Source organism: Fortiea sp. LEGE XX443, assembly GCF_015206815.1.
In the GTDB taxonomy this organism is placed as follows: Bacteria; Cyanobacteriota; Cyanobacteriia; order Cyanobacteriales; family Nostocaceae; genus Nostoc_B.
In genome coordinates, this window is the sequence record NZ_JADEXZ010000012.1 from 30,841 (window position 1) to 54,130 (window position 23,290).

Sequence of the window (23,290 nt, forward strand, 5' to 3'; positions counted from 1 at the left end):
GGAAAAATTTTTCCCATTTCCACAGGACTTATATGGATTTCACATGACAAATCTTGACGTTATTAAGGAATTATACAGAGCTTTCCGCCAGAAGGATTATGATGCCTTCATCCAAATTTGCACTCCCAATATTGAATGGATTCAAAACGAAGGATTTCCCAGAGGTGGAACTTACCGAGGGGCAGGAGCTGTAGTTGAAGGCGTTTTCAAAGCTTTCAAGAATGATTGGGAATCATGGTCATTTGACATTGAGCAGTATTTAGATGCAGGAGAAACAATCATTGTCATCGGTAGCTATACAGGTTGCCATCAGATGTCTGGGAAATCATTCCACTCTCCGGCGGCTCATGTGTACGATATTGATCATGGCAAGGTGTGTCGATTCCGGCAATTTACGGATACTAAAATCATTTGGGATGCAATGAACTAAGGTAGAGTCGGTCATAGCAAAATAATCTTGCTTGAGAGATTTGAATCGCATCAGTATTAAATTTTTAATCCTCAAGCTTGTTCACTACCAGTCAATTCTTTTGGCTCGTAGTAACGGCAACCTTGACAAGGGCCACAGGGGTTAACAGCACAACGCATATAGCCAGAACGGGCATTAAATTTGCAGCTAATGTCACCAATAAGATATCCTACCCCTTCTAAGTAGTAGCGATCGCCATCCATCGGTCTGATATTTTGTCTGTCCCGTGACGCGGAAAAATTCATGGCTGCTTGTCTCAGCTGCGCCCGTGTTCGTAAATGGGTTTTACGGATTAACCATAGGGAAAACAAGGACGGTAAAAAACCAACGGCAATCACCAAAAGTGTCTTGATATTTAACACCTTCTTTTTACCCCTTTTACGCGCTGATTGATCGTCCCAGATATTGCTTTCTAGTTGTTGCCAGAATGCAACTATTAGGGCGTTTCGCTGGATTGCAGCAGTGTGGCATCTAGTACTTTTTGGCAAAGTACCAGTGCCACTTCAATCAGCATAACCGTTACAACCGATGGGGTGAACTACAGTTTCATCTTCATAATTTTAAGATTTGTTGATTAGCACCCCCAAAAAAAAGCTATTTGTATCAGCATCAGCCTTACCCTGATTGTTCCTGTGTCGCTGTGCTGCCAATCTTTTGCTTTTACTTTGCTGTCTGAGTTTCTGTGCTAGTGATGCAGCTTCTCGTTCTGCTCGGAATAAATCAACTTTTCGCGTTGTCAGAATGAATGACTCATCTGACTTTCGTTTCACCCAAGGGATACTAACTGCCAAATACTTGCAAACGTTTTTGCGCGATTTAGCATTTCCTTGCAAATAATTTGTTTGACTGTTGATAGCACTAGCTATTGCTTTCAACTCTAGAATCTCAGTTTCTAACTCAGCTGCCATCTGATTGATTGTTTGCGCTTGCGCCACTAAACGCTCCCAACCACTGATCATCTTTTCCTTTTGCGGTTGTAGCGGGATGATTGCCGACTGTGATAAAGATGAGGCGCGTAAGATGGAACTGTTGTCACTGTGTTCGATTTTTTTCATAGTTCCTTAAATAATGCTACTGAGCTTGTTAGGCATTTTAGCAGCATTTTAGTACATTTGTACTAAATATTAATTTCATAATTCAGCAAAGATACGATCATGAGTAAGAACTCTGCTGGAATTCACTATTATGTCTAGTTCGCTAACTGAAGAAATTCTTTCTCAACTTCCTGGTGATGTGCTGCGCGGGTTACGTCGCACCGATGAAATCCTGACATCTATTAGAGAAAACACTGCACCCATAACAACGGTGGTTAAGGAAAATCAACAAGATTTGGGTAATGTAGACTGGGATGCAATTGTTTGTGGTGGTACTTTAGGCATTTTAATTGGTTGTGCCTTAGCAGTACGCGGATTACGCGTGGCGTTAATTGAGCGCGGAATATTAAAGGGACGAGAGCAAGAATGGAATATTTCGCGCCAAGAATTAGAAGTATTTTTGCAATTAAACTTGCTGACGGCTGAAGAGTTAGAACAAGCGATCGCTACTCAATATAACCCAGCTAGAGTAAGTTTCCACGATGGAGGAGAAGTTTGGGTAGAAAATGTCCTCAATATAGGCGTAGATCCAGTATATTTACTAGCAACATTAAAAACCAAATTTCTCGCTACTGGTGGACAGTTATTAGAAAATACACCTTTTAATGAGGCAGTTGTTCACCCGGATGGAGTGATAGTAAATAAGCAATTTAAAGCTAGATTGCTCATCGATGCAATGGGACATCTTTCTCCCATCACCCGCCAAGCACGTCAAGGCAAAAAACCCGATGCTTTGTGTTTAGTTGTGGGAAGTTGCGCTCAAGGTTTTCCGGAAAATCAATCTGGTGATTTGTTGTTATCTTTCACATCCTTGCAGAATCAGTGTCAATACTTCTGGGAAGCTTTCCCAGCCAAAGACGGACGAACCACTTATTTATTTACCTACATGGATGCACATCCACAACGCTTGAGTTTAGAAGAACTATTTGAAGAGTATCTCCGCCTGCTGCCAGAATATCAGGGGGTGGAATTGCCAGCGTTGAAATTTCAACGGGCGTTGTTTGGTTTCTTTCCCACTTACCGCGAAAATCCACTCAAAACAGCTTGGAATCGTATCTTACCAGTAGGAGATAGCAGTGGTAGTCAATCGCCCTTAAGTTTTGGTGGTTTTGGGGCGATGGTGCGTCACCTGAAGCGTTTAACTTTCGGCGTTGAAGAAGCACTGCAAACAAATCAATTATCTGCACAGGCTTTGTCACTACTACAACCATATCAACCAAATTTGAGTGTGACTTGGTTATTTCAAAAGGCCATGAGTGTGGGTGTAAACCAAAATATCAGCCCAGAGCAAATTAATCGGCTGCTTTCGGCGGTATTTCAAGAAATGCAACAGCTAGGTAATCCAGTCCTCAAGCCATTTTTGCAAGACGTGGTGCAGTTTTCAGCTTTAACACAAACACTCATTAAAACTGGGTTATCTCATCCTGGATTAGTTGCCAAGATAATCCCACAAGTTGGTTTAGCAAACTTACTTGATTGGATGGTGCATTATGGAAATTTAGGTGTTTACACTGCCTTGTTTAATCTTAGTCCAATGTTAGAAACATGGATTAAGAACCAACCAAATTCACAACAATATTACTGGCATCGCTTGGTAGATGGGTGGAAATATGGTTCTGGTGCTGATTACTGTGATGAAAGTTAAATAATATGTGTGTGAGGATAATATGATTGAACGGAAATCGGTAGGAATTAAATACTTTGCTGTGTTGATTGGCTTATTGCGCGATCGCCAAGGATTTTTAGAAGATGTGCGCCAAGGAGTTAGATTACCAAGTAAGATAATTTCTTTGCTGGTTTGTAGTTCTATTTTTATTGCCATTTATGGAGGAATTATCGGTTCTTCTCATAGTTGGATGCAAGCTGTTTCTTCTGCTGTAAAATTACCAGCACTCTATTTAATTACCTTACTAATTTGTCTACCGACACTGTTTTTTTCTAATATTATTTTTGGCTCCAAGCGCACTTTTGGACAGCATTTCGTCTTGGTACTCACAGCAGTTGCCGTCACGAGTGTGCTGTTATTTAGTTTTGCACCAATCACTCTTTTTTTCTTACTCACCACTAATAACTACCAATTTATACTTGTATTGAATGTATTGATCTTTGCCATCACGGGTTTTATTGGTGTTTCAGCTTTATACCAAGCAGCCAATTTCGTTATAGAACAAGATGATGAAGGTGGTAAGACTCGCAAGAGAATCTTACAATCTTGGCTGTTTCTTTATGCTTTTGTTGGTAGTCAACTAGGTTGGACTCTCAGACCTTTTTTTGGTTCGCCTAATCATCCCTTTCAACTATTCCGCGAAAGAGAAGGTAATTTCTATTTGGGTGTAATTCAAGCTATTAGCTATCTTTTGGGCATCAATTAATAGTGTATTTATCCTCTATAGGATTCATATTTGATTTGTAAAAATCGCGCTTGCTCAGATCCCCGACTTCTTTGAGAAGTCGGGGATCTTTTTGTTCACGAAGCGTTAGCGATCGCACCTTGGCATTCTGCTACAGAAGCACGCTGCTGCATCGCTTGAACTAAGGCTTGGTAACTAGACCAATTTTCTTCTAAGAGATTTTTTGCCTGAAGGATGTGAAACCGTTGTTTTTGCTGAAAAGCTGACTCCGAAAAACCGACAATTTTTAAGACTTCTGCCAGCTTATTTTTATCATCACTGCCACCTTCAGCACGTTCAAATACCAAAGCTTCAGCTGCAATACCCGCCATCCACATTGTGCAGTAACGGTCTAACATTTGGGCGCTGATGGAACCTTTTTCTAGTTGTGCGGCTAACTCACCATCATTAAAAGCAACACCACCTTGTCCCGCTTGTCCTTGTTTCCAGGCTTCCCAGGCGCTGAGGGTGTAGCCAGTCACGGGGATACCCAACAAGTTAGCTACTAAAAAATGTCCAGCTTCGTGGTGGATAATGCGATCGCGGTGTTCGCTAGAAAATCCCGCAATCCAATCTAACAAGATAGTTCCACCTTTTCCTTGCAAACTAAAATTGTCTAAGGTGGCAATTCCCAAGATGGTGAAAGTGGCTAGTGCTGGTACTGTGGGCGATAAGTTAATTAATGGCCCCAGCAGTACCGATAAAGTCATCAGAAAGACGGATATAGCTACTAAATTTAGGGCTGTTTGGCTCATTTTGGGTTTTTTAACTATGGCTTAATCTTTCTTAATTATGCGGCGATCGCTGGCACCTTGGCACAATCCCTTTTATATGTTACATGTGCGCCATAGTTCCCCAACACTGCTGACATTTATACCCTTACACTTAGTCTTATCTGTTAATCTTTATGCACAAGTGCTGATAGAGATATGTCGCCTAGCTGTCTCAAAATTTGGTTTATAAATGCTGTCTCAGCGGGAATACTAAGTTTAGCCAGCCTAATTGGTTGAAAAATTTGCGAGGTTAAAACCCATGTCCGAAATCAATATAGGTGATTCTGTAGCTCACCCCTTAGTAAGATATCGTAATCATTTAGAATTTAATGGATATCATGTTGACGAAGAAAATGAGTTGCTCTTATGCCGTCATTCCAGAAAGCATGGTTTGATAGTTAAGCATATACCAAATCGAGGTGTATTAATTAGAATTCTTTACTCTTGTGACCTGAATACCAGTAGAGTTAATCTCTTAGAATATGTCAATGAATTGAACTTATTATTTATGTTCATGAAGGCGTATATTGATAATTTAGGCAATAACTTGTATATGGAAACTTTTTGTGAGGGTGAATATGACAGAACTAATTTTTCAATTATCTTAGATAATATTGAATATGACATGGAAATGTTTATCAATCATCATCAAACCAGAGAATATTTACTATAAGCTAAAAATTAAATAACTCGTTTTTTTGGTGGGTATAGCCCACCATTATTCATTTAATTTGAAGTAGATATGACGGTATTAATTGTACAGATTTGTTTGCACAAGTACGGTTTAAAAGCAAGTATAGACATACGAATTTTTCATGAAACCTGTTTTGCATAATGGGCAACTAACCACATGGATGGATGATCGAGGTTTTGGTTTTATACAAACTAGCGGTAATAGCCAAAAAATCTTTCTTCACATCACAGCATTTAAACACCTTAATCGTCGTCCCCAAGTTGGTGATTTTATTTATTATCAAATCACCGTTGATAAAGACGGCAAAGTACGCGCGTGCAATGCTTCTCTAAAAGAGAATACATCAAAACTTATACCTTACTCCTCATCTTCTGCCGCACCAACAAAGTTTACATCTAAGCCTAGAGCGAAATATTTATCATTAGTATTACAGACTTTGCTTCTATCTATAATACCTGGGTTAGGTTCAATTCATCTTGCATTAACTACCGGCAACCGAATTCCTCTAATCCTTTATCCGGTTATGAGTTTAATTACCTTTATACTCTACAGGGATGATAAACTTCGTGCAAAACAAAAACAATGGAGAGTACCTGAGAAGACTTTGCATCTATGCGAATTTATGGGTGGTTGGTTAGGTGCGTTCGTTGCACAACGGAAACTGCATCACAAAAGTAGTAAAGTTTCTTATCAAGTTGTGTTTTGGATAATAGTAACTTTTCATATTGTGTTTTGGTTAGTTTGGATAATTATTAAAACAAAATTAATTACACAAGTTTAGATATGAAATCCTTATCCAGCTTAAAACTTAATATATAAATATTTTTTGCACAGGTGTAAAGTCTATGAGACGATGGCTTTTAGTAAGTTTTTCACCATAGCTATCAACGGCTTCAACGAACCTGACATTATTCTCGATTGCTACTCCTCAAATGAAATTAAAAGCTTACGAAGCAAATGAGCTAGGGCTTGACGTTCTGATTCTTCTAAAACGCTAAGGACACGGTGTTCATTCACAACATGAGCTTCAACAGCTTTTTCAATCACGTTAAAGCCTTTATCCGTTAACTCAATTAGCGTCCCCCGTCGATCGCTAGAATCAGGAATACGCTTTACGAGTTCAGCTTGCTCTAAGCGATCAATGCGATGTGTCATTGTACCGGACGAAACCATCAGTGTATTAAATAACTCAGTTGGTGAAAGCTGATATGGCTGACCAGAACGACGTAACGCAGCCAATACATCAAATTCTCCAACATTTAAGCTAAATTCTGAAAAAGTTTCTTGGAGCGCTCGTTCTAAGTGCTTGGCTAACCGCCCTAACCTCCCAATGATGCCCATCGGTGAAACATCTAAATCAGGACGCTCTCGCTGCCATTGCTCCAAAATTTTATCGACTGGATCAAACTCCATTGTGCTGCTCACTCATCTAAGTTTCTTAACACTAAGTATCTTGATATCAAAATAATCGCTATAATCTTGCTATTAAGTATCTTAGCTTCAAGATAAATGAAACGGGAGGTCTGAAGATGAATGGACGCACGATTTATCTCTTAGCGGCACTCGCTGGCGGCGGTATTCTACCTGTTCAAGTCGCCCTTAATACACTGCTGCGGCGCTATGTGGGTGAACCAATGCAGGTCACGTTTGTGTCTTACTTTGCAGGTACGTTAGCATCGCTCGTTATCTGCTTCTTGGCGCGTTATCCACTTCCTGCTTCGACTTCCCTTTCGCAAACTTCTTGGTGGATGTGGATTGGCGGCTGTTTAGGTACTTTGTATGTTTGGTCAACCATTTTTGCTGTACCCAAGATTGGATCTGCTCTTGCACTCGGACTCACGATCGCAGGTCAGATGATCGCAGCACTTTTCCTCGATCATTACGGTGCGATCGGACTCACTAAGTATGCAGCCAGTCCAACACGCATTGCAGGAGTTGTATTTGTGGTTTTGGGCGTTTCTTTAGTTGGCTATGCAAAGCGGTAATTGAATAGCAACCCAAACTCTCAATCAAGAAAGCAGCTAAGAAAAAATCTGATGACTTAGCTAAAAAGCTTTATAGATAAGGCTTTTATCTGGCACTCTTCCGCAACTTCCTGGCGAAAGAGTGCTTGCGACACAATAACGTTGCAGGGTTTGTGTGTACACCCTAGCTGCTTCGGAGAGAGTTGTGAAGAGGGTTTTAAGAATAAATCTCACATTGCATTATGTCCCTTCCACCTCCGGCTTGTTCCCAGTTATCTTTAGACAGAAAACAAAAAATCTTGGATTGCTGCTAAAATTGCTGCTGGGTACTCTTCGTGCATTCCCAAGGAGCCGGGAAGAGTAACGCTTTTGACTCTTGGTAAGTCAGCCAAAGCCTGCATTTCTTGGCGTGATTTCGGTGGACTGGATTCGCCAATTACGATCATCAGGGGTACAGAGAGAGCGCGCACCAATGCCAAAAATTCAGATTGCTCATGTACTGCATCAATATTACCAGTCACAAAAGCAGCCGAGGCAAATCGCGCTCCTGGTTTTTGGGTTGTTTGCCATTTCTTCTCGATGAAACTGGGTGTCAGTCTAGTTGTATCTACAAACACATGACGACGGTACATGAAATTTAGCACAGATGACAAGGTGTTGAGTTTGTAGAAGACTTGACCAACAATTGGCGATCGCACCAATCCCCTAACCATACCAGCTATCTGGGGATTGGCCCCCATTGTTGGCAAAGGGGCGCGCCAAGTAGGAGCCACTAAAACAATTTTGTGAAAAACACTGGGCTGATTAACAGCTAATTGCAATACATAACTAGCAGCATGGCCAGCCGCAATCACAGTAATTGCTGTAGAAAAAGTAGAAAAAACAGATTGCACAAAATCAGCCAAAAATCGCTGATATAACTCTGGACGATAATCTAAACCAGGGCGAGAAGATTCACCAAAACCAGGCCAATCTAAGGCGACAACTTGAAAATGGGGTGCTAGTAACCTAGCAAATTCGCCCATTTCCCCGCGGGTAGAAACGCTGCTGAAAGCTGGTAGGAGTAATAGTGGTGAACCTTGACCAAGAGTTTCATAAACCACTCGCAAAGATTGATTCTCCCAATTCCAGAGAAATTCTTGAACTACTCCACCAAATTCCGCAGCATCATCAGTTGATAATAAATTGGTAGACATGGGACTCAAATTTGGTTATTTTCAACAGTCAATCATAAGACAGAAAGTTAGTAATATAGCGAGCCATGTAGGAGCTACAAACAAATTTAATTTTTACTTTCTACACCCTATTCCCTGCTTTCAAAAGTAGTATGTAAATCAACTAAAATTTCTATAGCTCACATTTAAATTTTTCGGCTCTTCAGTTCATTTTATGGAACAGAATAATAAATAAAATCTAAGGATAGCCTGTATTTATTGCTGTGACTGGGTTTTAAGTTTTTGAGCTTTTCATAGAAATGCTCAACTCTCTTGCAGGACTGTACCCCTACAATCAAAAAAAACGGACTGATAAATTTACTACTGCTGAATGATTTTTACATGCTGATTATGGAAGTCCAAGGCGAGCTTTTTGGCTATGTTTCTGCCTGGAATTTTATACAGGGAAATATTATTTGTTTGTTAGGTCTTTCACAAAATTTACAGCGACCTTGTGGATAAGTTTTCTGAATCAAATCCTAATTGTGTGAACAGTGAGTAAATTTGTGCTAAATTACTTTAAGCATGGTGCAAACGCGCTGAGGCGCACACATCCCTAATGATTCAAACGGTCGCATGATTGAGAATTTATATTCGGCACAACATCAAAATATCGTTAAAGTTTTGCAGGTAACTAAACATGAACACTTTAGAGAAAGGCATAATTACTTTCGCTTATGGAAAGCCAAAGTTTATTAACATGGCCAAAACTTTAGCGCGTTCTCTACGTCTACATTCTCCCACTATTCCTTGCGCTATTGTTACTGACTGTCAAGAAGACCCAGAATTGGAAAAACTTTTTGATCATTTAATTCCCTTTCAGCCAGAGTATGGGGGAAATATGAAGCAGAAACTCTATCTCGATATTTACTCTCCATTTCAAAAAACTCTCTACGTTGATAGTGACTCGATTGTGGTCAGAGACATTAATTTTATATTTGAAGCTTTTCAAGATAGAAGCTTTAGCCTTCCAGGTGAGCGCTATCTGACCTTTGGTGAGCAAGACCCATACATCAAAGATTTAGACTTTATCTTAAATCATTTTGGTTTGACTAAGTTGCCGAAATTTAATGGCGGTCTCTATTACTTTGATAAAAGCGAAACTGCTCAATCAATGTTTGATACAACAAGAAGTATTTTAGCTAATTGGGAAAAACTAGGTTTTAACGTCTGGCGTGGTGATGGGCCTTGTGATGAACCAATTGTGGCGATCGCTATGACACTGCATAACCAAACTATGTTTTCAGATTCTGGTAGCATGATGCGAACTCCTGTAGGAATTCGAGGATCTCTAGATGTAGATGTAATCAATAGCAAATGTACTTTTCAAAAATATGAGAAAATAGTATCACCGGCCATTGTTCATTTTGCGGGTGATTGGCTTCAACATCCTGTATATGCTCGCGAAGCACTAAAATTACAAAGTTTGGGACAAAACCCAACAGAAAAGTCCAATTTTCCATTGTTGAAGGAAATTCATTCAAAATTCAAATATCGGCTAGATTCGGTCATATACATGATTCAAAAAATCAAACATCACATCAAATCTATTGCCAGAATTGTTTTAAAATCACACTCCGCAGGTTAGCTTAAAAATCTTGGTATTTTCTACAACTTAATCAGAACAAGATTTTCAGCTAGTGAAACTCAACGCTACATTCTGCTATCATAGCCCAGCTAGTGATTAAATTTATCCATTTTAGTAGGGTTGAGTTTAAATGCTTTGATCCCGCATTCCGCAGATATTAATGCGGATTAAATAATTATGAAATTGGAAAAACTTAAGCCTAGAATGATTGTCTAGCAATCATTCTAGGCTTTTTTCCTATAAAAAATCAGCCGCTCATTTTGTTTTTTTATCTGTATCTAACTTACATTCCAACGCTTTTTTTTGCATGGTTTTAAATATGTTGTAAAAACCGTTAGCGCGGGAAGGTGTCAAGCTGACATTTAAACCAGTTGCTTGAATAAAATCTGGTGTCAGTTGGACAATTTCTGTAGGAGTTAGCCCATTTAAGCCTTCAACTAACAGTGCGACTAATCCCTTGGTTAACTGCGAATCAGATTCTCCTTGAAATGCAACTTTGCCATTATCCAAGGTTGCGGTGACATAAACCTGAGAAACACAACCAGGGACTTTATTTTCTGGTACTTTGTCAGCTTCTGGGAACTCTGGAAGCTTCTGCGCGTACCAGATGAGTTGTTCATAGCGCCGCTTGGGTTCGGAAGCGCGTTGAAAGCGCTGGACGATTTTAGCGAGTGCAGGTGGCAAAGAATCTAAACTGGAAGACATAACAGAAGCTGCAAATAATTCGGTCTTACCTTGAGTGTAAATTATCTAGAGAGCGATCGCGTTCACCATGATCAAGTCTATGACCAAGCTCTAGAAATAGGAAATGTATAATAAAAAAACATCAATCTGATTGCAACTCATGATCAAAACCATCGAAGGAATTTATCAGAATGGGCAAATTCAACTTAACGAGCTACCACAAGACGTTAGCGATCGCTCACAAGTCCTCGTTACATTTCTTGATCCTGACAAAATAGATCCCAGCAAACTACGCCAGCTAATTGATAAATTGGAGACAATTGCAGGTATTCAGCAGGGCTTAGAGGAACTTAACACAGATCAAACCCGCCCCATTAAAGATTTCATCCAACAAATGCAGCAAAAGTATGGCATTTCAGGTTGAGATTACACCCATTGCGGAAACTCAGATAGAGCAAGCTTACTACTGGTATCGAGAGCGTAATCCTGAATTTGCTGATAGTTGGTTTCGAGAATTGATGAATGCTATTGCTACTCTACAAGATAAGCCCCAACGCTGTGCTTTAGCAGTCGAACATGAAATTTTTTCAGAGCCAGTTCGCCAACTTCTTCACGGAAAATCCAAAAACATATACAGGGTGCTTTTTACGATTCGAGATACAACTGTTTATGTGTTGTATGTGCGCCACAGTTCTCAAGCGCCACTGACATTAGATGAGCTAGAGGAGCTGTAAGGTAAGATTCAAGATTTTAAGGTGATAATTTTGAGCGATCGCGTTCACCATGATCAAGTCTATGACCAAGCTCTACAAAGATTCACCGTACTGTTGCTTCAGCAAAGCCCGAAATTCAGGCATAGTCATAGATAAAGCACCACCAGGATCATTTTTAGCTCCGGGTCTTCCACCTTCATCACAGCATTCATCATGACCTTTAACATCATCAAAGGAAAATACATCAGGTGCTTGTGACTTCAGCCATAACAGTAATTTAATTAGTGATTCTTCTTGCGCCGGGGTGTACTTGTGATACCATCCTTCCCGTCGAGAACCATTATGTTCGACATAGCGCATTTCTGATTCATTAAAATATTCGCTGGGAAGCTTATGAAACCAAGCTTTAAATTTACGCAGACCATTAACTGTCACAGGTTCGCAACGTCCAGCCGCGACTATCTCAATCCCAACGCTGTATCTATGGTGATCTGTACCACTGTGAGATCCACCTCTATTTAACGGAAACCCTTGGTAAATAACACCATCACGACCCATCACTAGACAGGGAAAACCAACTTCACCAAGATATTTTAAAGTACCTATGGGATTATCACGTCCTGCTGTGAAGTGAACTACCGCACCGCGTGGATATCCCTGTTCATAAGTCCACTTTGTGGGGATATCAAACGGGTGTTGTGCAAATGGTATCCAGTGTTTATCAATAATTTGAGGTTTTATTGTTTGTAGTGCTTTCCATACATCAACATCAGCCATACCATCGACTGTCAAGCTAAACAGCTTTTCAACTTCCATGACTGCTTGTTTGGTCATAGAGCCAAAAATACCATCAACTTTCAGTCCCGCCTTTAGATGTTCGTTAAGTTCCCGCTGCAAAAGTTTAACTGCTTCACCTCTATTTCCTTCCTTGAGTTCTTGATACTGGGTTTGACGCGCTTTTTCTAGAAGTTCCTGCGCTTCATTGTATAATTTTTCCATAATGTACTTGTGATAAACCAACCCACCATGTCGAGTCTTCCATGTGTCTGTATAGCCAGGAGGACACCAAATAGGGCCGATGAAAGCAAAAAAATCTTCGGCGCTGTTTGTATGGTCACGCCATCCTTTGTAGGGCGCACGATCAACAAAACGCCAATAGCCATGCACTGCATCTACTGCATTCGCAAACTTACAAAAAGTATCTCCACCTGTAGGCTCACTGTTTGTCGAATAGTAAACAGACTGAGCAATACCCTGCAATTCTTTACGCCACTTCATCCCGTGGTAATTCTGATGTAGTTTCGCTAAATCACTGGTTCCCCGTCCACTTTCTAGAATCGCTTGCGCCAGACAGGCTGTTGCTAGTTGCGGAAATTCAATCTCTGTTTGTGCTACAGCTTCAACAAATTCTTGCCAACTCATAAAAATCCTTGGTAAATAGAGGAATGCTACCTTAATCTTGCTCCGTATACTGGCAAGGAAATCTTTCCATGTCAAGCTTCCAGACAGCTTAGTTGTTCAAAAACTAAATAGGAGTCCCATATAATACTCATGTATCCCTTATTCCCCAATTAGTTATGCTACAAACAATCCAAGCGCGGGATATCAGTCTTTACGAACTGGAGGAAAATTTTGGGTTGGAGTTAGTTACCAACATTGATTTTTTCACAGAATGGACAGAAAATTTACCGTTACTAACGGATATCGAAAAAACATCTTTAGAGCGAGTCAAAAGCAATTATTTAAATTTAACTAAACGCCGTCTCATGTCAGAAGAAGCAGTGAAGATGGTAGTGCTGTCTCCACTGCTTGATTTAGCTGGTTTTTATCAACCTACTTTCGAGATTGAAACAGAAACTTCTACTGAAATTTCGGCTGTAGATGAAAGCGTGATCGTTAAAGGCAGTATTGATGTTTTAGTAGTAAATAAAAGACTTTGGATACTCGTTATTGAATCTAAAAGTACTAAATTTGATGTGATGTCTGCGCTACCCCAAGCACTTGCTTATATGCTTGACACTCCCAACGTTGACCAACCAACTTTTGGGTTACTTGTCAACGGTAGAGAGTTTGTTTTTATTAAGCTAGTTCAGGCACAAAAGCCAAAATATGCTCGTTCCGATGCTTTATCAATAGAAAAACAAAATGAATTTCAACAGGTTTTAAGTGTACTGAAAAGATTTAGTGAATTAATTTTGTTGTAGCATTCCCGACTGAAGAAAAAGTGTACTGAGTTTTGTTCAGAAATCAAATATGAGTCCTATAGATTGACGATCGCTTTTCCGGCTGGCGGTGGGAGGATGTTGGAAAACCACTGAAACTATTAAGATTAAAAGCATCAGCCCATTGAATACTAACTACCGCTACCCATGCCTTTATCGCGCATAGTAACGCTAATTGTTGGTCTAATCGTCATTTTGGCACTGAGCCTATGGCTGATAGATTCCCTATCGCGCCTGTATTGGCAATTGTCTTATTCGCCGTTGCTGGGCAATTTGCTGCTGTTGCTGCTGGTTGTTTTGATTGGCGGTTTAGTTGCGGCTTTTGTTTATTACGTATTGATGCTTCAGCGTGGGGAAAAACGTTCCCGCCAAAACCGCAGGCGAGTTACACCAGCGCAAATTCCAGCAGTCAAATCTGATGCGGCTTCTTCCACTCTCCAGGCTGTGCGCCAACAAGTATCGCAAATTCAAGATGAAGTAGCACGCCAAGCTTTATTAAGCCGATCGCGGGAAATCGAAACTAACTTAGCACGGGGCGAAATTCAAGTTGTAGTATTTGGTACGGGAAGTGCAGGTAAAACTTCCCTCGTCAATGCAATTATGGGGCGAATGGTAGGTCAGGTAAATGCACCAATGGGTACAACTACGGTAGGCGAAACTTATTGTCTGCGGTTGAAGGGATTGGAACGCAAAATTTTAATTACCGACACACCAGGAATTTTAGAAGCAGGAGTAGCAGGAACAGAACGGGAGCAGTTAGCCAGGGAATTGGCGACAGCCGCAGATTTGTTGTTGTTTGTGGTGGATAATGACTTACGTCGCTCCGAATATGAACCATTGCGGGGTTTAGCAGAAATTGGCAAGCGATCGCTTTTGGTTCTCAACAAAACTGACCTCTACACAGATGAAAATAAAGAAGTGATTCTGGCGCGGTTGCGAGAACGAGTCCGGGGCTTTATTGCTTCTAACGATGTTGTGGCGATCGCAGCTAATCCCCAATCTGCTCAACTAGAAACAGGCGAACTTTTTGAACCAGAACCCGATATTGTGCCGTTGCTGCGGCGAATGGCGGCTGTTTTACGGGCTGAGGGTGAAGATTTGGTAGCAGATAACATTTTGCTGCAATCTCTCCGCCTAGGGGAAGAAGCACGTAAACTCATTGATGCCCAACGTCGTCGTCAAGCAGATAAAATTGTTGAGCGGTTTCAGTGGATTGGGGCTGGTGTCGTCTCAGTCACACCTTTACCAGTAGTCGATTTACTAGCGACAGCCGCCGTCAATGCCCAAATGGTTGTGGAAATTGGCAGAGTCTACGGCTGTGAGTTGAACATGGAACGAGGACGGGAGTTAGCTCTATCTTTGGCGAAAACTATTGCCAGTTTGGGGATAGTCAAAGGCGCGATTCAATTAGTGTCTACTGCTTTGCAACTAAATGTTGCCACATTTATTATTGGTAGAGCGATTCAAGGCGTGACAGCTGCATATTTAACGCGAATTGCGGGGAAAAGTTTTATTGAGTATTTTCGCCATGATCAAGATTGGGGCGATGGGGGAATGACTGAGGTAGTACAGCGACAGTTTCAAATGAATCGCCGAGATGAGTTTATCAAAGCTTTTATTCAAGAAGCGATCGCCAGAGTTGTCAAACCTCTACAAGACAAAGCGGAAGCCATTGAACAAGATGAAGAGGTTAGGGACTAGGAACTAGAGACTAGTACAGCTTGGCGGAAATAAGCAGACTATTTGAAATGGGTAAAAAGCTTTCGGTATGAGTACTCTTTCTTTTTACTTTTGCCTTATTGTACTAGTATTTTTTACTCAGCACGCTGCTCAACTCCCGCTACCGCTCTAAGCGCAGCCATGCCCTCATAGCACTTTATAAAATCAGATGATAAGTATCTTTCCCAGTTTCTGGTAGTGCAATTAGTTTTTGATGAATCACATCAGGTTGTAAACCCAATTCTTCAAGTGGAATTAAGCCAAGTAGCGGGTCTTCGCCTCCTGGTAATTCAGTGCAAGTAAATTCTCCATGTCTTCCTGCTACTGTCAGACTCACTCGTTTAAAAAGTCTAGTTGTGCAGATTCCTGCGGCGGTTTTCACATCAATTTGGTTAGCAAATGGTAAGCCAAGCTGGGCAATTATATCCCTAGGTAAACAAAGGCGAGTTGCGCCTGTATCAACTAAAACATTATTTAAAGTAATAGAGCGAACCTGTTCGTGTTGAATAAATCCTCTTTCTGCCAAAATTTCATCAACTAAATTGGAGACGATGATTGTAGTGGTGACAATTCCCATTTCTTGAGTACGTATTGCGGTCATATTCTACTCCTGACTGGTGGAGATTTTATCCTGCATAACTTTCCAAATTATGCGATCGCCCCACTCTGGATTATAGTTGTCTCTGCCCATTACTTTGCTGATGTCAGGATTATCACAGCAAAAAAAAATGTCAAGGATTATAAACTTTCCACTAAGTAATTTTTGCGTAAATACGGAGACATCTGCTGGCATCAGTAGCCGTAAATCCTTATAGATTCAAATACTGTAGTCATTTTTCCCTAGATAATACTGAAGTTAGTATTTTAATCTTTTCGTAAAAAACTCCCATTTTTATTGCCGTTTCTTGTTCCTACTGACAGTATAGAAATGTGCAAAGGCAACAAGGACAATCAATCGAGCCTCACAGAACAGGGAGTTAATTAGAGATGTAAAGGGCAGCAAGCTTAATCACCGTACTCATCCTCAACTTGATAAGGTGTGTAGCAACAGACACGTAACTAAAGATTAGCAAAAAAATTGTTCGACCTCATAATTTTGATTTCAGTACATTTGTGTAAGTATGCCTTTTTGAAGCGCAAGTATTATGCAAATATAGGGAAATCACTTAGAATACACTGCTGAGGTGAAAACTGGCTAAAAATTTGAATTTTGAATCAGTTGTAACTGATGTGATTGCGTGATGTCTAACTTCTCTACAGCTAGAGATTTTTCTCTCGTACAGAAGTAACTTTGAAAAATTTTGATCAGCACTTCCCCTATTTATGAAATCTACAGTTGGAGAAAATCAATCCATGCTTACAACATCCTTCAAAAAGCTATCTCAAGCCACTGCTGTTTCAGCCCTTGGTATCGCTATGTTGGCAACTGCGGGTAATGCTCCCGCCCATGCGGCAACTTTGACAACCTTTAATTTATCTGGTCAATTTGTGCCTCAAGCTATTTCTGGTTCAACTGGAGTAGCTGTAGACTTGGGAAATGGTAATTTCCTTGGAACCTATGAAGTAGATATAGCTCAACTACCTACTGCAACACAAGTCAACTTGACCAGTTGGCTCGTAAATTTACGGGATACTTCCAACAATATTTTGAGAACATTTTCTAGCAGCTTGCTCGGTCATACTGGTCAAGTAGTAGGGAATAATTTAGTATTTACCAACCCAGTAGGTGTAAATGGTAATCAAGGAATAGAAAACTTGACATTAACATTCCCTGCTGATTTTACAGGCATACCCAGTGCTGAAGCATTTGGTCAAAGGTTTGATAGCTTACTCTTAACAAGTAACGGTATAGCTGCTGGAATAGTAAATGTCAGTTCTGCGACTGTCGCACCCGTACCTGTACCTGAACCTCTTTCTCTTGCTGGTATTGCAGTTATCGGTGCTACGGGTTTATTGATGAAGCGTAAGCAAAAAGCTCCCGTAGCATAGTTGCATTCCTGAAAGACAGGGATAATTCTTAAACTGGATTAGCTTGATTGCAAAGTTCTAATTTTTCTGGGCAAACACGCACAGGGGTTCCTTCTCTCTTCGCAAGGAACCCCTTTTTATTTTCTTGCTAATGTCAAATAATTTTTGTATCAACCTTAAAGTCAAAGGGGTAGTTGATGATCGCTACTTAAAAGCAAGGAGGAAATAGTAAGTGGTATTTTTATCGTGAAAACACCGTCGCATTTGCTATTTTCTCGATACTATGGACAATATTTCTAACTCTAGGTCTAATTTACCTTTATATGTAATGCAAGTAGTAAAATAATTTTATTTTTTTGGTAATAATACTTAAAATTTAACAAGCTAGGATTACGGTAGTAAAAGCTATAGTGATTTATTCTCAAGGACTTCCGGAAACAACGAGGTGGTGTCCGAAAACTTATATAAGGACTTACTAAGTAACCAGCTTATGAGCCACTACATGATCGGTAAAGTACTACAATCGCGGTACCAAATCGTTGAAAATCTGGGTGCAGGGGTATTTGGACAGACATATACTGCCATAGACATAGATTACCCAGAAAATCCCAAATGTGTTGTTAAACAGCTAAAGGCTAACAGTTGCCAAAACAGCTATTTAGACACATTAAGGTTACATTATCTTACAGAAACGGAAACTCTCAAGCGTCTGGGCAGTCATCCACAAATTCCCGAACTTATCGCCTGTTTTGAAGAACATGAGCGGCTCTATTTAGTGCAAGAGTTTGTGGAAGGGCATGACTTAACAGCAGAACTACCAATTAATCAACAGTGGGGATGTCTTTGGACTGAAAGCGAAGTTGTAGAATTTTTAGAAGATGTCTTGGTGATTTTAGACTTTGTGCATTCTCAAGGTGTGATTCATTGTGATATCAAACCAGAAAATTTAATCAGACGTAGTATTGATGGCAAACTAGTTTTAATTGATTTTGGTTCTATCCAGTCAGTTAATTTTTCTATAGATACAGAATTGCCGATCCATTGGATTCCTGTAACATCCTTGGGCTACATCCCATCAGAGCAATTTATTGGTCAAACACGTCCCAATAGTGATATTTATGCCTTGGGTATGATTGCCGTTCAGGCATTAACAGGTTTAGAACCTCTACAATTTAAAGTTGATCCTTATAGTAATGAAATTATTTGGCGTTCACCAAAAACTCCAGTTAATGATTATTTAGCTGCTATTCTCAGCCAAATGATCCGCTATGATTTTCAAGAACGCTTTCAGTCAGCGGGTGAGGTACTGCGTGTACTCAAACAAATGAGAGGGGAAACTCAGCGATCGCAAATTTTGCCAACACAATATAATGAGCCATTAGCCGCAGTGCGTGCGAGTGATCATACTCGGACAAATTCTAACTGTGAAAAATTATCGCCGCTATTCACAGGGATGAAAATAGGGCTGGCGGCTAATTCTTTGTTGATGGGATTTGGTGTTTATTCTTTACTGAATAATTCTCCTGCATACTCAGAAACCGAAACTTTATATAAAGCAACAGAAAACTATCAAGCCGGGGATTTGCAAGGAGCGATCGCTCTGGCTAAATCAATTCCCTCCCACAGCAATGTTTACCCAGAAGCACAAGCCACCATCGAAGCGTGGGAACAACAATGGCTTCAGGCTGCGGAACAATATTTATTCGCAGAACAAGCTTTGAATGAGGGTAGATGGTCGGATGTACTGAAGACTGGAACTTTAGTTCCAGAAGTTTTATATTGGCAATCTAAAATAGGCAAACTAGTTCAACAAGCACGAGTCAATATCGAAACACAGACACAAAGTTTACTCACCAAGGCTTACGAGAGGGCTGAAGCTAGAGATTTTTCTACTGCGTTAGAGTATCTGCGCCAAATTCCCCAAGAAAGCTCTGCTGGTGCTTTAGTGCAGAAAAAATTGGTTGAATATAATCAAAAGCGACATATTAGAGCAGCTTACTTTTTACAAAACGCTTACAAAAAAGCAGCTTTTGGTGACTTTGATGGTGCTGTAAGATTTCTGCGCCAAATTCCCCAAAATACCACTGTATATGCTCAAGCTCAAACTAAACTGCAAGAATATACTCAAAAGCAACGTCTGCAAACTCAAAGTCAAGATTTAGCTTTTGATATAGTTTCTCCTAAACAAAAGACAAGTAAATTAATTAATTCGCATCTGGAAAATCAACTGCAAGAAGTGAATATTCGGTAGGGTTGATGAGATTAGGTATGTTAAAAGGTGGTTTTTGTTGGGTTTCGCCATCGCTTAACCCAACATACTGGCGTGTCTAGCCTTAAATGAGGCAATAAATCTTTTCTTCTATCTCTGTGTTCTCCCTTCGGGTTCGCAGTCGCCTGCGGAGGGAAACCCTCCCGCAGCGCTGCCTCACTGCGCCTCTGCGGTTTATTAATGCACTATTTTAGCCTTGCCACGCCACTACCAAAGATTTTGATAATTAAAATTATCTATTCTGTTGCGCCCAGATGCGTGTAGGTAGACCCCAAACGTAAATAAAGCCTTCAGCAGCTTTGTGATCAAATTGGTCGTCAGCACCATAGGTGGCTAAATCGGGAGTGTAAAGTGTATTATCACTCCAACGACCAACTATAGTAGCGTTACCTTTAAAAAGCTTCATTCGCACAGTTCCCGATACTCGTTCTTGAGTTTTTTGAATAAAAGCATCCAGCGCAGCTTTCAAGGGACTGTACCATAAACCGTTGTACACTAATTGGGTATAAGTTTCTTCAATACCGCGTTTGTAATGAGTGACATCTGCGGTTAAAGTGAGACTTTCTAAATCACGGTGTGCGTGAATTAACACTAGCATTGCAGGTGATTCGTAGATTTCTCGTGATTTGATCCCGACTAAGCGATTTTCAATCATATCAATCCGCCCAATGCCGTGATTGCCTACTAACTCGTTGAGTGTTTCAATTAACTCAACGGGTTTTTTGGCTACACCATTAATAGTTGTAGGAATACCTTTGGTGAAACCAATTTCGATATAATCTGGCTCATTGGGAGTATTTGCGATCGCCTTTGTCATCTGATAAATTTCTTCTGGGGGTTCAGATGCTGGATCTTCCAACACACCCGCTTCGATACTGCGTCCAAGTAAATTTTTATCGATACTGTAAGGAGAAGACTTTTTCACTGGTGCGGGGATACCACATTTTTCACCGTAGGCGATGGTTTCTTCACGGCTCATGCCCCATTCCCTTGCTGGTGCTAAAATCTTGAGACTGGGATTTAAGGCAGCACAGGAAACATCAAAGCGTACCTGATCGTTACCCTTACCGGTACAACCATGTGCGATCGCATCAGCACCGTATTTTTCTGCTGCTTCTACTAATATCTTGGCAATCAGCGGTCTAGCAAGAGCAGTTCCCAGAGGATAGCGATTTTCATAAAGGGCGTTGGCTTGAATTGCTCCGAAGGCGTAATCTTGCACAAAGCTGTCTTTGACATCAATCACCAGAGATTCACTTGCACCCGATTTTAGAGCTTTTTCTCGCACTGGCTCTAACTCATCTCCCTGACCTAAATCTGCTGCTAAAGTAATTACCTCTTCCACACCCCACTCGTGCTTCAGATACGGAATGCAAACAGAAGTATCTACACCACCAGAATATGCTAGGACAACCTTTTTGGCGCGACCCATTGGTTTCTCCAGTTAGGAAAACAAAGAATGAGTCATTATTATATCGGACTCCAACAAGTATATTCCCTGGTGCTGCATATTTGCTGGGATAGTTATATCAATTCTTGCTGACATTTTCAATTTTCAACACTTTGGTTGATCTAAATTCCATAATAAAATTAAGAGTCTCAATGTCAGGACTGGTTCACTATGTATCAAACTGACCCACCACTTCCCCCAAAAGACATCTTACCAACAATGTATGATCTCAAGAGTGAAGATCCAGAGGAGCCTGGTTTGCCAGATCAGTTTCATTTATTGCAACCGCGTCTGTTAGACGAAACTTTTCGTTCGCCAAATTATCCTAGTGACCAAGTATTTACAGCTAGTGACTTAATTCTGTATTACGATTTGCGTCATCCACTGTGGTATAAACGACCAGATTGGTTTGCGGTTGTGGGTGGTTCTCGACTTTATGAACAAAGGGATCTGCGCTTGAGTTATGTGGTTTGGCAAGAGGGTGTTAATCCGTTTATTGTGATTGAATTGCTGTCTCCTGGTACGGAAAAAGAAGATTTAGGGCAAACTTTGCGAGATATTGAACAACCGCCCACGAAATGGGAAGTGTATGAGCGAGTTTTGCGAATTCCCTACTACGCAATCTTTGACCGCTATAAATATGAGTTGAAAATCTTTAAATTGAACGGTGGTCGTTATACTGAAGTAGCCTTGACAGAACCACGCTTTTGGATAACAGAATTAGAATTAGGCTTGGGTGTATGGCAAGGGCGCTATCAAGATGCCGAACAGCCTTGGTTACGTTGGTATGATGGGACAGGCAATTGGGTATTGACTCCCTCTGAACAAGAAAAACAACGCGCCGAACAAGAAAAACAACGAACAGAAAGATTGATCGCACAATTGCGATCGCTTGGTGTTGAACCTAATTTAGACTGATGAATGTTAAATAATTCACTAATCAATGTCTACAGGAGAAATCTTACTAAAACCTGGCACTTTATGGACAAGTGTTAAAGAAAAGACTAAATTTGCTTTAGAATGCGGGGCGTTGCTGTCAATACCAACAAAGTTTGAATTTGTCGAGCAAGACGGTGTTAACTTCTTAGTCCGAATCTTATCTAACCTTGAGCGCAAAGACGCAGCTAAAAAACAACGAGATCAACAAACCGCTGCTTCTGGAAAGGAGTTCAACCCTTTCCTTCCCTACGAAAAAGATTTGTTTGTGGCGGATATTTCCGACACTCATGTATGTATTTTGAACAAATTCAATGTTGTTGACTATCACCTGCTCATTATCACCCGTGCTTTTGAAGAACAAGAAAGTCTACTCACTCCAGAAGATTTTGCTGCTTTGTTGGCGTGTTTAGCTGATTTTAATGGTTTAGCTTTTTACAATAGTGGCAAAACAGCAGGCGCTAGTCAGCGACACAAGCACTTGCAAATAGTACCTTTACCACTCACAACTTCACAAGTACAGACACCTATTGAACCATTACTAGCATCAGCAGAATTTGAAGATGCTGTAGCAACTATACCAAAACTTCCTTTTGTCAATGCTTTTGCAACTTTAGATCCTAACTGGTTGCAGTCTCCGTTAACTTCGGCTGAGGCGATCTTAAAGGTATATCAGAAGTTATTATGTGCTGTCGGGATAAATGCAGTTGATGGTAACAGACAATCTGGTGCTTACAATCTGCTAGTAACTAGAGAATGGATGTTAATCGTACCGCGATCGCAAGAACATTTCCAATCAATTTCTGTTAACTCATTAGGATTCGCTGGTGCTTTACTAGTACGCAATGAACAAGAAATGCAGTTTCTGAAAAACACCGGCCCAATGACTATCCTTAAAGAAGTTGCTTTGCAAGAGTTTATAGCTAAGGCTTAAATTTTCCACGATTTTGATCAATCGTTTGCTTCTTCTGGTGTCTGCCACGAGAACTTTGCGTAGTGGCAGGGAGGTTTGGGGAGGAATTTTCTCCCCCTGCTGACCTACACGGCAATTTTGGGTTGGGTTTTTGACTAGTGAATCGATGCTCTAGATACTTATTAAAATTTATTAGCGCTAATCTTAGTAAAATTAGACTATTAAGTTAT

Annotated in this window: 23 protein-coding genes; 14 read left to right on the plus strand and 9 right to left on the minus strand. The window is 40.5% G+C overall.

Features of this window, described 5'->3' with window-relative positions; translation table 11 throughout:
* The first annotated feature begins 43 nt into the window (after positions 1-43).
* Entirely contained in the window at positions 44-430 is a 387-nt protein-coding gene (locus IQ259_RS07320) for a nuclear transport factor 2 family protein (RefSeq protein WP_193883133.1), read from the plus strand.
* Between the two features lie 71 nt (positions 431-501).
* Here the strand turns inward: IQ259_RS07320 and IQ259_RS07325 are convergent, their stop codons facing one another.
* Together IQ259_RS07325 and IQ259_RS07330 are read right to left on the minus strand one after the other, a co-directional pair.
* Positions 502-831 carry a DUF6464 family protein gene (locus IQ259_RS07325; protein ID WP_193883199.1) on the minus strand — a complete coding sequence of 110 codons (330 nt, stop codon included), beginning with the start codon at positions 829-831 and terminating at the stop codon, positions 502-504.
* Between the two features lie 198 nt (positions 832-1,029).
* A complete protein-coding gene (locus IQ259_RS07330; protein ID WP_193883135.1) occupies positions 1,030-1,524 on the minus strand; it encodes a hypothetical protein in 495 nt (164 codons plus the stop codon).
* 130 nt (positions 1,525-1,654) lie between these two features.
* On the opposite strand from IQ259_RS07330, the gene IQ259_RS07335 reads away from it, so the two are divergent.
* Positions 1,655-3,208 carry an NAD(P)/FAD-dependent oxidoreductase gene (locus IQ259_RS07335; protein WP_193883137.1) on the plus strand — a complete coding sequence of 518 codons (1,554 nt, stop codon included), beginning with the start codon at positions 1,655-1,657 and terminating at the stop codon, positions 3,206-3,208.
* A 22-nt stretch (positions 3,209-3,230) separates the two neighbouring features.
* On the plus strand, positions 3,231-3,935 hold the full coding sequence (locus IQ259_RS07340) for an actin-binding WH2 domain-containing protein (protein ID WP_193883139.1): 705 nt from the start codon (positions 3,231-3,233) through the stop codon (positions 3,933-3,935).
* A gap of 95 nt (positions 3,936-4,030) precedes the next feature.
* On the opposite strand, the gene IQ259_RS07345 is transcribed toward IQ259_RS07340, so the two are convergent.
* Positions 4,031-4,708 (minus strand): ATP-dependent Zn protease, encoded by a 678-nt coding sequence (locus IQ259_RS07345; RefSeq protein WP_193883141.1) that lies wholly within the window; start codon positions 4,706-4,708, stop codon positions 4,031-4,033.
* An 833-nt stretch (positions 4,709-5,541) separates the two neighbouring features.
* On the opposite strand from IQ259_RS07345, the gene IQ259_RS07350 reads away from it, so the two are divergent.
* Positions 5,542-6,201, plus strand: coding sequence for a DUF1294 domain-containing protein (locus tag IQ259_RS07350; RefSeq protein ID WP_193883142.1), 660 nt, complete (start codon positions 5,542-5,544; stop codon positions 6,199-6,201).
* A 140-nt stretch (positions 6,202-6,341) separates the two neighbouring features.
* Here the strand turns inward: IQ259_RS07350 and IQ259_RS07355 are convergent, their stop codons facing one another.
* Positions 6,342-6,845 carry a MarR family winged helix-turn-helix transcriptional regulator gene (locus tag IQ259_RS07355; protein WP_370568010.1) on the minus strand — a complete coding sequence of 168 codons (504 nt, stop codon included), beginning with the start codon at positions 6,843-6,845 and terminating at the stop codon, positions 6,342-6,344.
* Between the two features lie 104 nt (positions 6,846-6,949).
* Here IQ259_RS07355 and IQ259_RS07360 point away from each other — a divergent pair, with 104 nt between their 5' ends.
* Positions 6,950-7,405 carry a DMT family transporter gene (locus tag IQ259_RS07360; protein WP_193883144.1) on the plus strand — a complete coding sequence of 152 codons (456 nt, stop codon included), beginning with the start codon at positions 6,950-6,952 and terminating at the stop codon, positions 7,403-7,405.
* 257 nt (positions 7,406-7,662) lie between these two features.
* Here IQ259_RS07360 and IQ259_RS07365 read toward each other — a convergent pair whose 3' ends face one another.
* Complete coding sequence (locus IQ259_RS07365; protein WP_193883146.1) at positions 7,663-8,580, minus strand: alpha/beta fold hydrolase; 918 nt, start codon at positions 8,578-8,580, stop codon at positions 7,663-7,665.
* Between the two features lie 658 nt (positions 8,581-9,238).
* Here IQ259_RS07365 and IQ259_RS07370 point away from each other — a divergent pair.
* Complete coding sequence (locus IQ259_RS07370; RefSeq protein ID WP_193883148.1) at positions 9,239-10,186, plus strand: hypothetical protein; 948 nt, start codon at positions 9,239-9,241, stop codon at positions 10,184-10,186.
* Between the two features lie 255 nt (positions 10,187-10,441).
* On the opposite strand, the gene IQ259_RS07375 is transcribed toward IQ259_RS07370, so the two are convergent.
* The gene (locus IQ259_RS07375) at positions 10,442-10,891 is read right to left on the minus strand and encodes a SufE family protein (RefSeq protein WP_193883149.1); all 450 of its coding nucleotides are present in this window, start codon (positions 10,889-10,891) and stop codon (positions 10,442-10,444) included.
* Positions 10,892-11,030: 139 nt separating this feature from the next.
* Here IQ259_RS07375 and IQ259_RS07380 point away from each other — a divergent pair, with 139 nt between their 5' ends.
* The gene (locus IQ259_RS07380; protein WP_193883151.1) at positions 11,031-11,294 is read left to right on the plus strand and encodes a hypothetical protein; all 264 of its coding nucleotides are present in this window, start codon (positions 11,031-11,033) and stop codon (positions 11,292-11,294) included.
* Complete coding sequence (locus IQ259_RS07385; RefSeq protein WP_193883153.1) at positions 11,278-11,604, plus strand: type II toxin-antitoxin system RelE/ParE family toxin; 327 nt, start codon at positions 11,278-11,280, stop codon at positions 11,602-11,604. Before IQ259_RS07380 ends, IQ259_RS07385 begins: the two co-directional genes overlap by 17 nt.
* A gap of 72 nt (positions 11,605-11,676) precedes the next feature.
* Here the strand turns inward: IQ259_RS07385 and IQ259_RS07390 are convergent, their stop codons facing one another.
* Positions 11,677-13,005 carry a peptidoglycan-binding protein gene (locus tag IQ259_RS07390; RefSeq protein WP_193883155.1) on the minus strand — a complete coding sequence of 443 codons (1,329 nt, stop codon included), beginning with the start codon at positions 13,003-13,005 and terminating at the stop codon, positions 11,677-11,679.
* 155 nt (positions 13,006-13,160) lie between these two features.
* Here IQ259_RS07390 and IQ259_RS07395 point away from each other — a divergent pair, with 155 nt between their 5' ends.
* Positions 13,161-13,787, plus strand: a complete 627-nt coding sequence (locus tag IQ259_RS07395) for a type I restriction endonuclease (protein WP_193883157.1) — start codon at positions 13,161-13,163, stop codon at positions 13,785-13,787.
* A gap of 165 nt (positions 13,788-13,952) precedes the next feature.
* Positions 13,953-15,506, plus strand: a complete 1,554-nt coding sequence (locus tag IQ259_RS07400) for a YcjF family protein (protein ID WP_193883159.1) — start codon at positions 13,953-13,955, stop codon at positions 15,504-15,506.
* A 175-nt stretch (positions 15,507-15,681) separates the two neighbouring features.
* Here the strand turns inward: IQ259_RS07400 and IQ259_RS07405 are convergent, their stop codons facing one another.
* Positions 15,682-16,125 carry an aspartyl protease family protein gene (locus tag IQ259_RS07405; protein ID WP_228014416.1) on the minus strand — a complete coding sequence of 148 codons (444 nt, stop codon included), beginning with the start codon at positions 16,123-16,125 and terminating at the stop codon, positions 15,682-15,684.
* Positions 16,126-16,847: 722 nt separating this feature from the next.
* On the opposite strand from IQ259_RS07405, the gene IQ259_RS07410 reads away from it, so the two are divergent.
* The gene (locus IQ259_RS07410; protein ID WP_228014417.1) at positions 16,848-17,513 is read left to right on the plus strand and encodes a PEP-CTERM sorting domain-containing protein; all 666 of its coding nucleotides are present in this window, start codon (positions 16,848-16,850) and stop codon (positions 17,511-17,513) included.
* Positions 17,514-17,982: 469 nt separating this feature from the next.
* Positions 17,983-19,743 carry a serine/threonine-protein kinase gene (locus tag IQ259_RS07415; protein ID WP_193883161.1) on the plus strand — a complete coding sequence of 587 codons (1,761 nt, stop codon included), beginning with the start codon at positions 17,983-17,985 and terminating at the stop codon, positions 19,741-19,743.
* Between the two features lie 250 nt (positions 19,744-19,993).
* Here IQ259_RS07415 and IQ259_RS07420 read toward each other — a convergent pair whose 3' ends face one another.
* A complete protein-coding gene (locus IQ259_RS07420) occupies positions 19,994-21,193 on the minus strand; it encodes an argininosuccinate synthase (RefSeq protein WP_193883163.1) in 1,200 nt (399 codons plus the stop codon).
* Positions 21,194-21,382: 189 nt separating this feature from the next.
* Between IQ259_RS07420 and IQ259_RS07425 the strand changes: the two genes are divergently transcribed.
* Positions 21,383-22,129 carry a Uma2 family endonuclease gene (locus IQ259_RS07425; protein ID WP_193883165.1) on the plus strand — a complete coding sequence of 249 codons (747 nt, stop codon included), beginning with the start codon at positions 21,383-21,385 and terminating at the stop codon, positions 22,127-22,129.
* 25 nt (positions 22,130-22,154) lie between these two features.
* The gene (locus IQ259_RS07430; RefSeq protein WP_193883167.1) at positions 22,155-23,081 is read left to right on the plus strand and encodes a phosphorylase; all 927 of its coding nucleotides are present in this window, start codon (positions 22,155-22,157) and stop codon (positions 23,079-23,081) included.
* Positions 23,082-23,290: the final 209 nt, after the last annotated feature.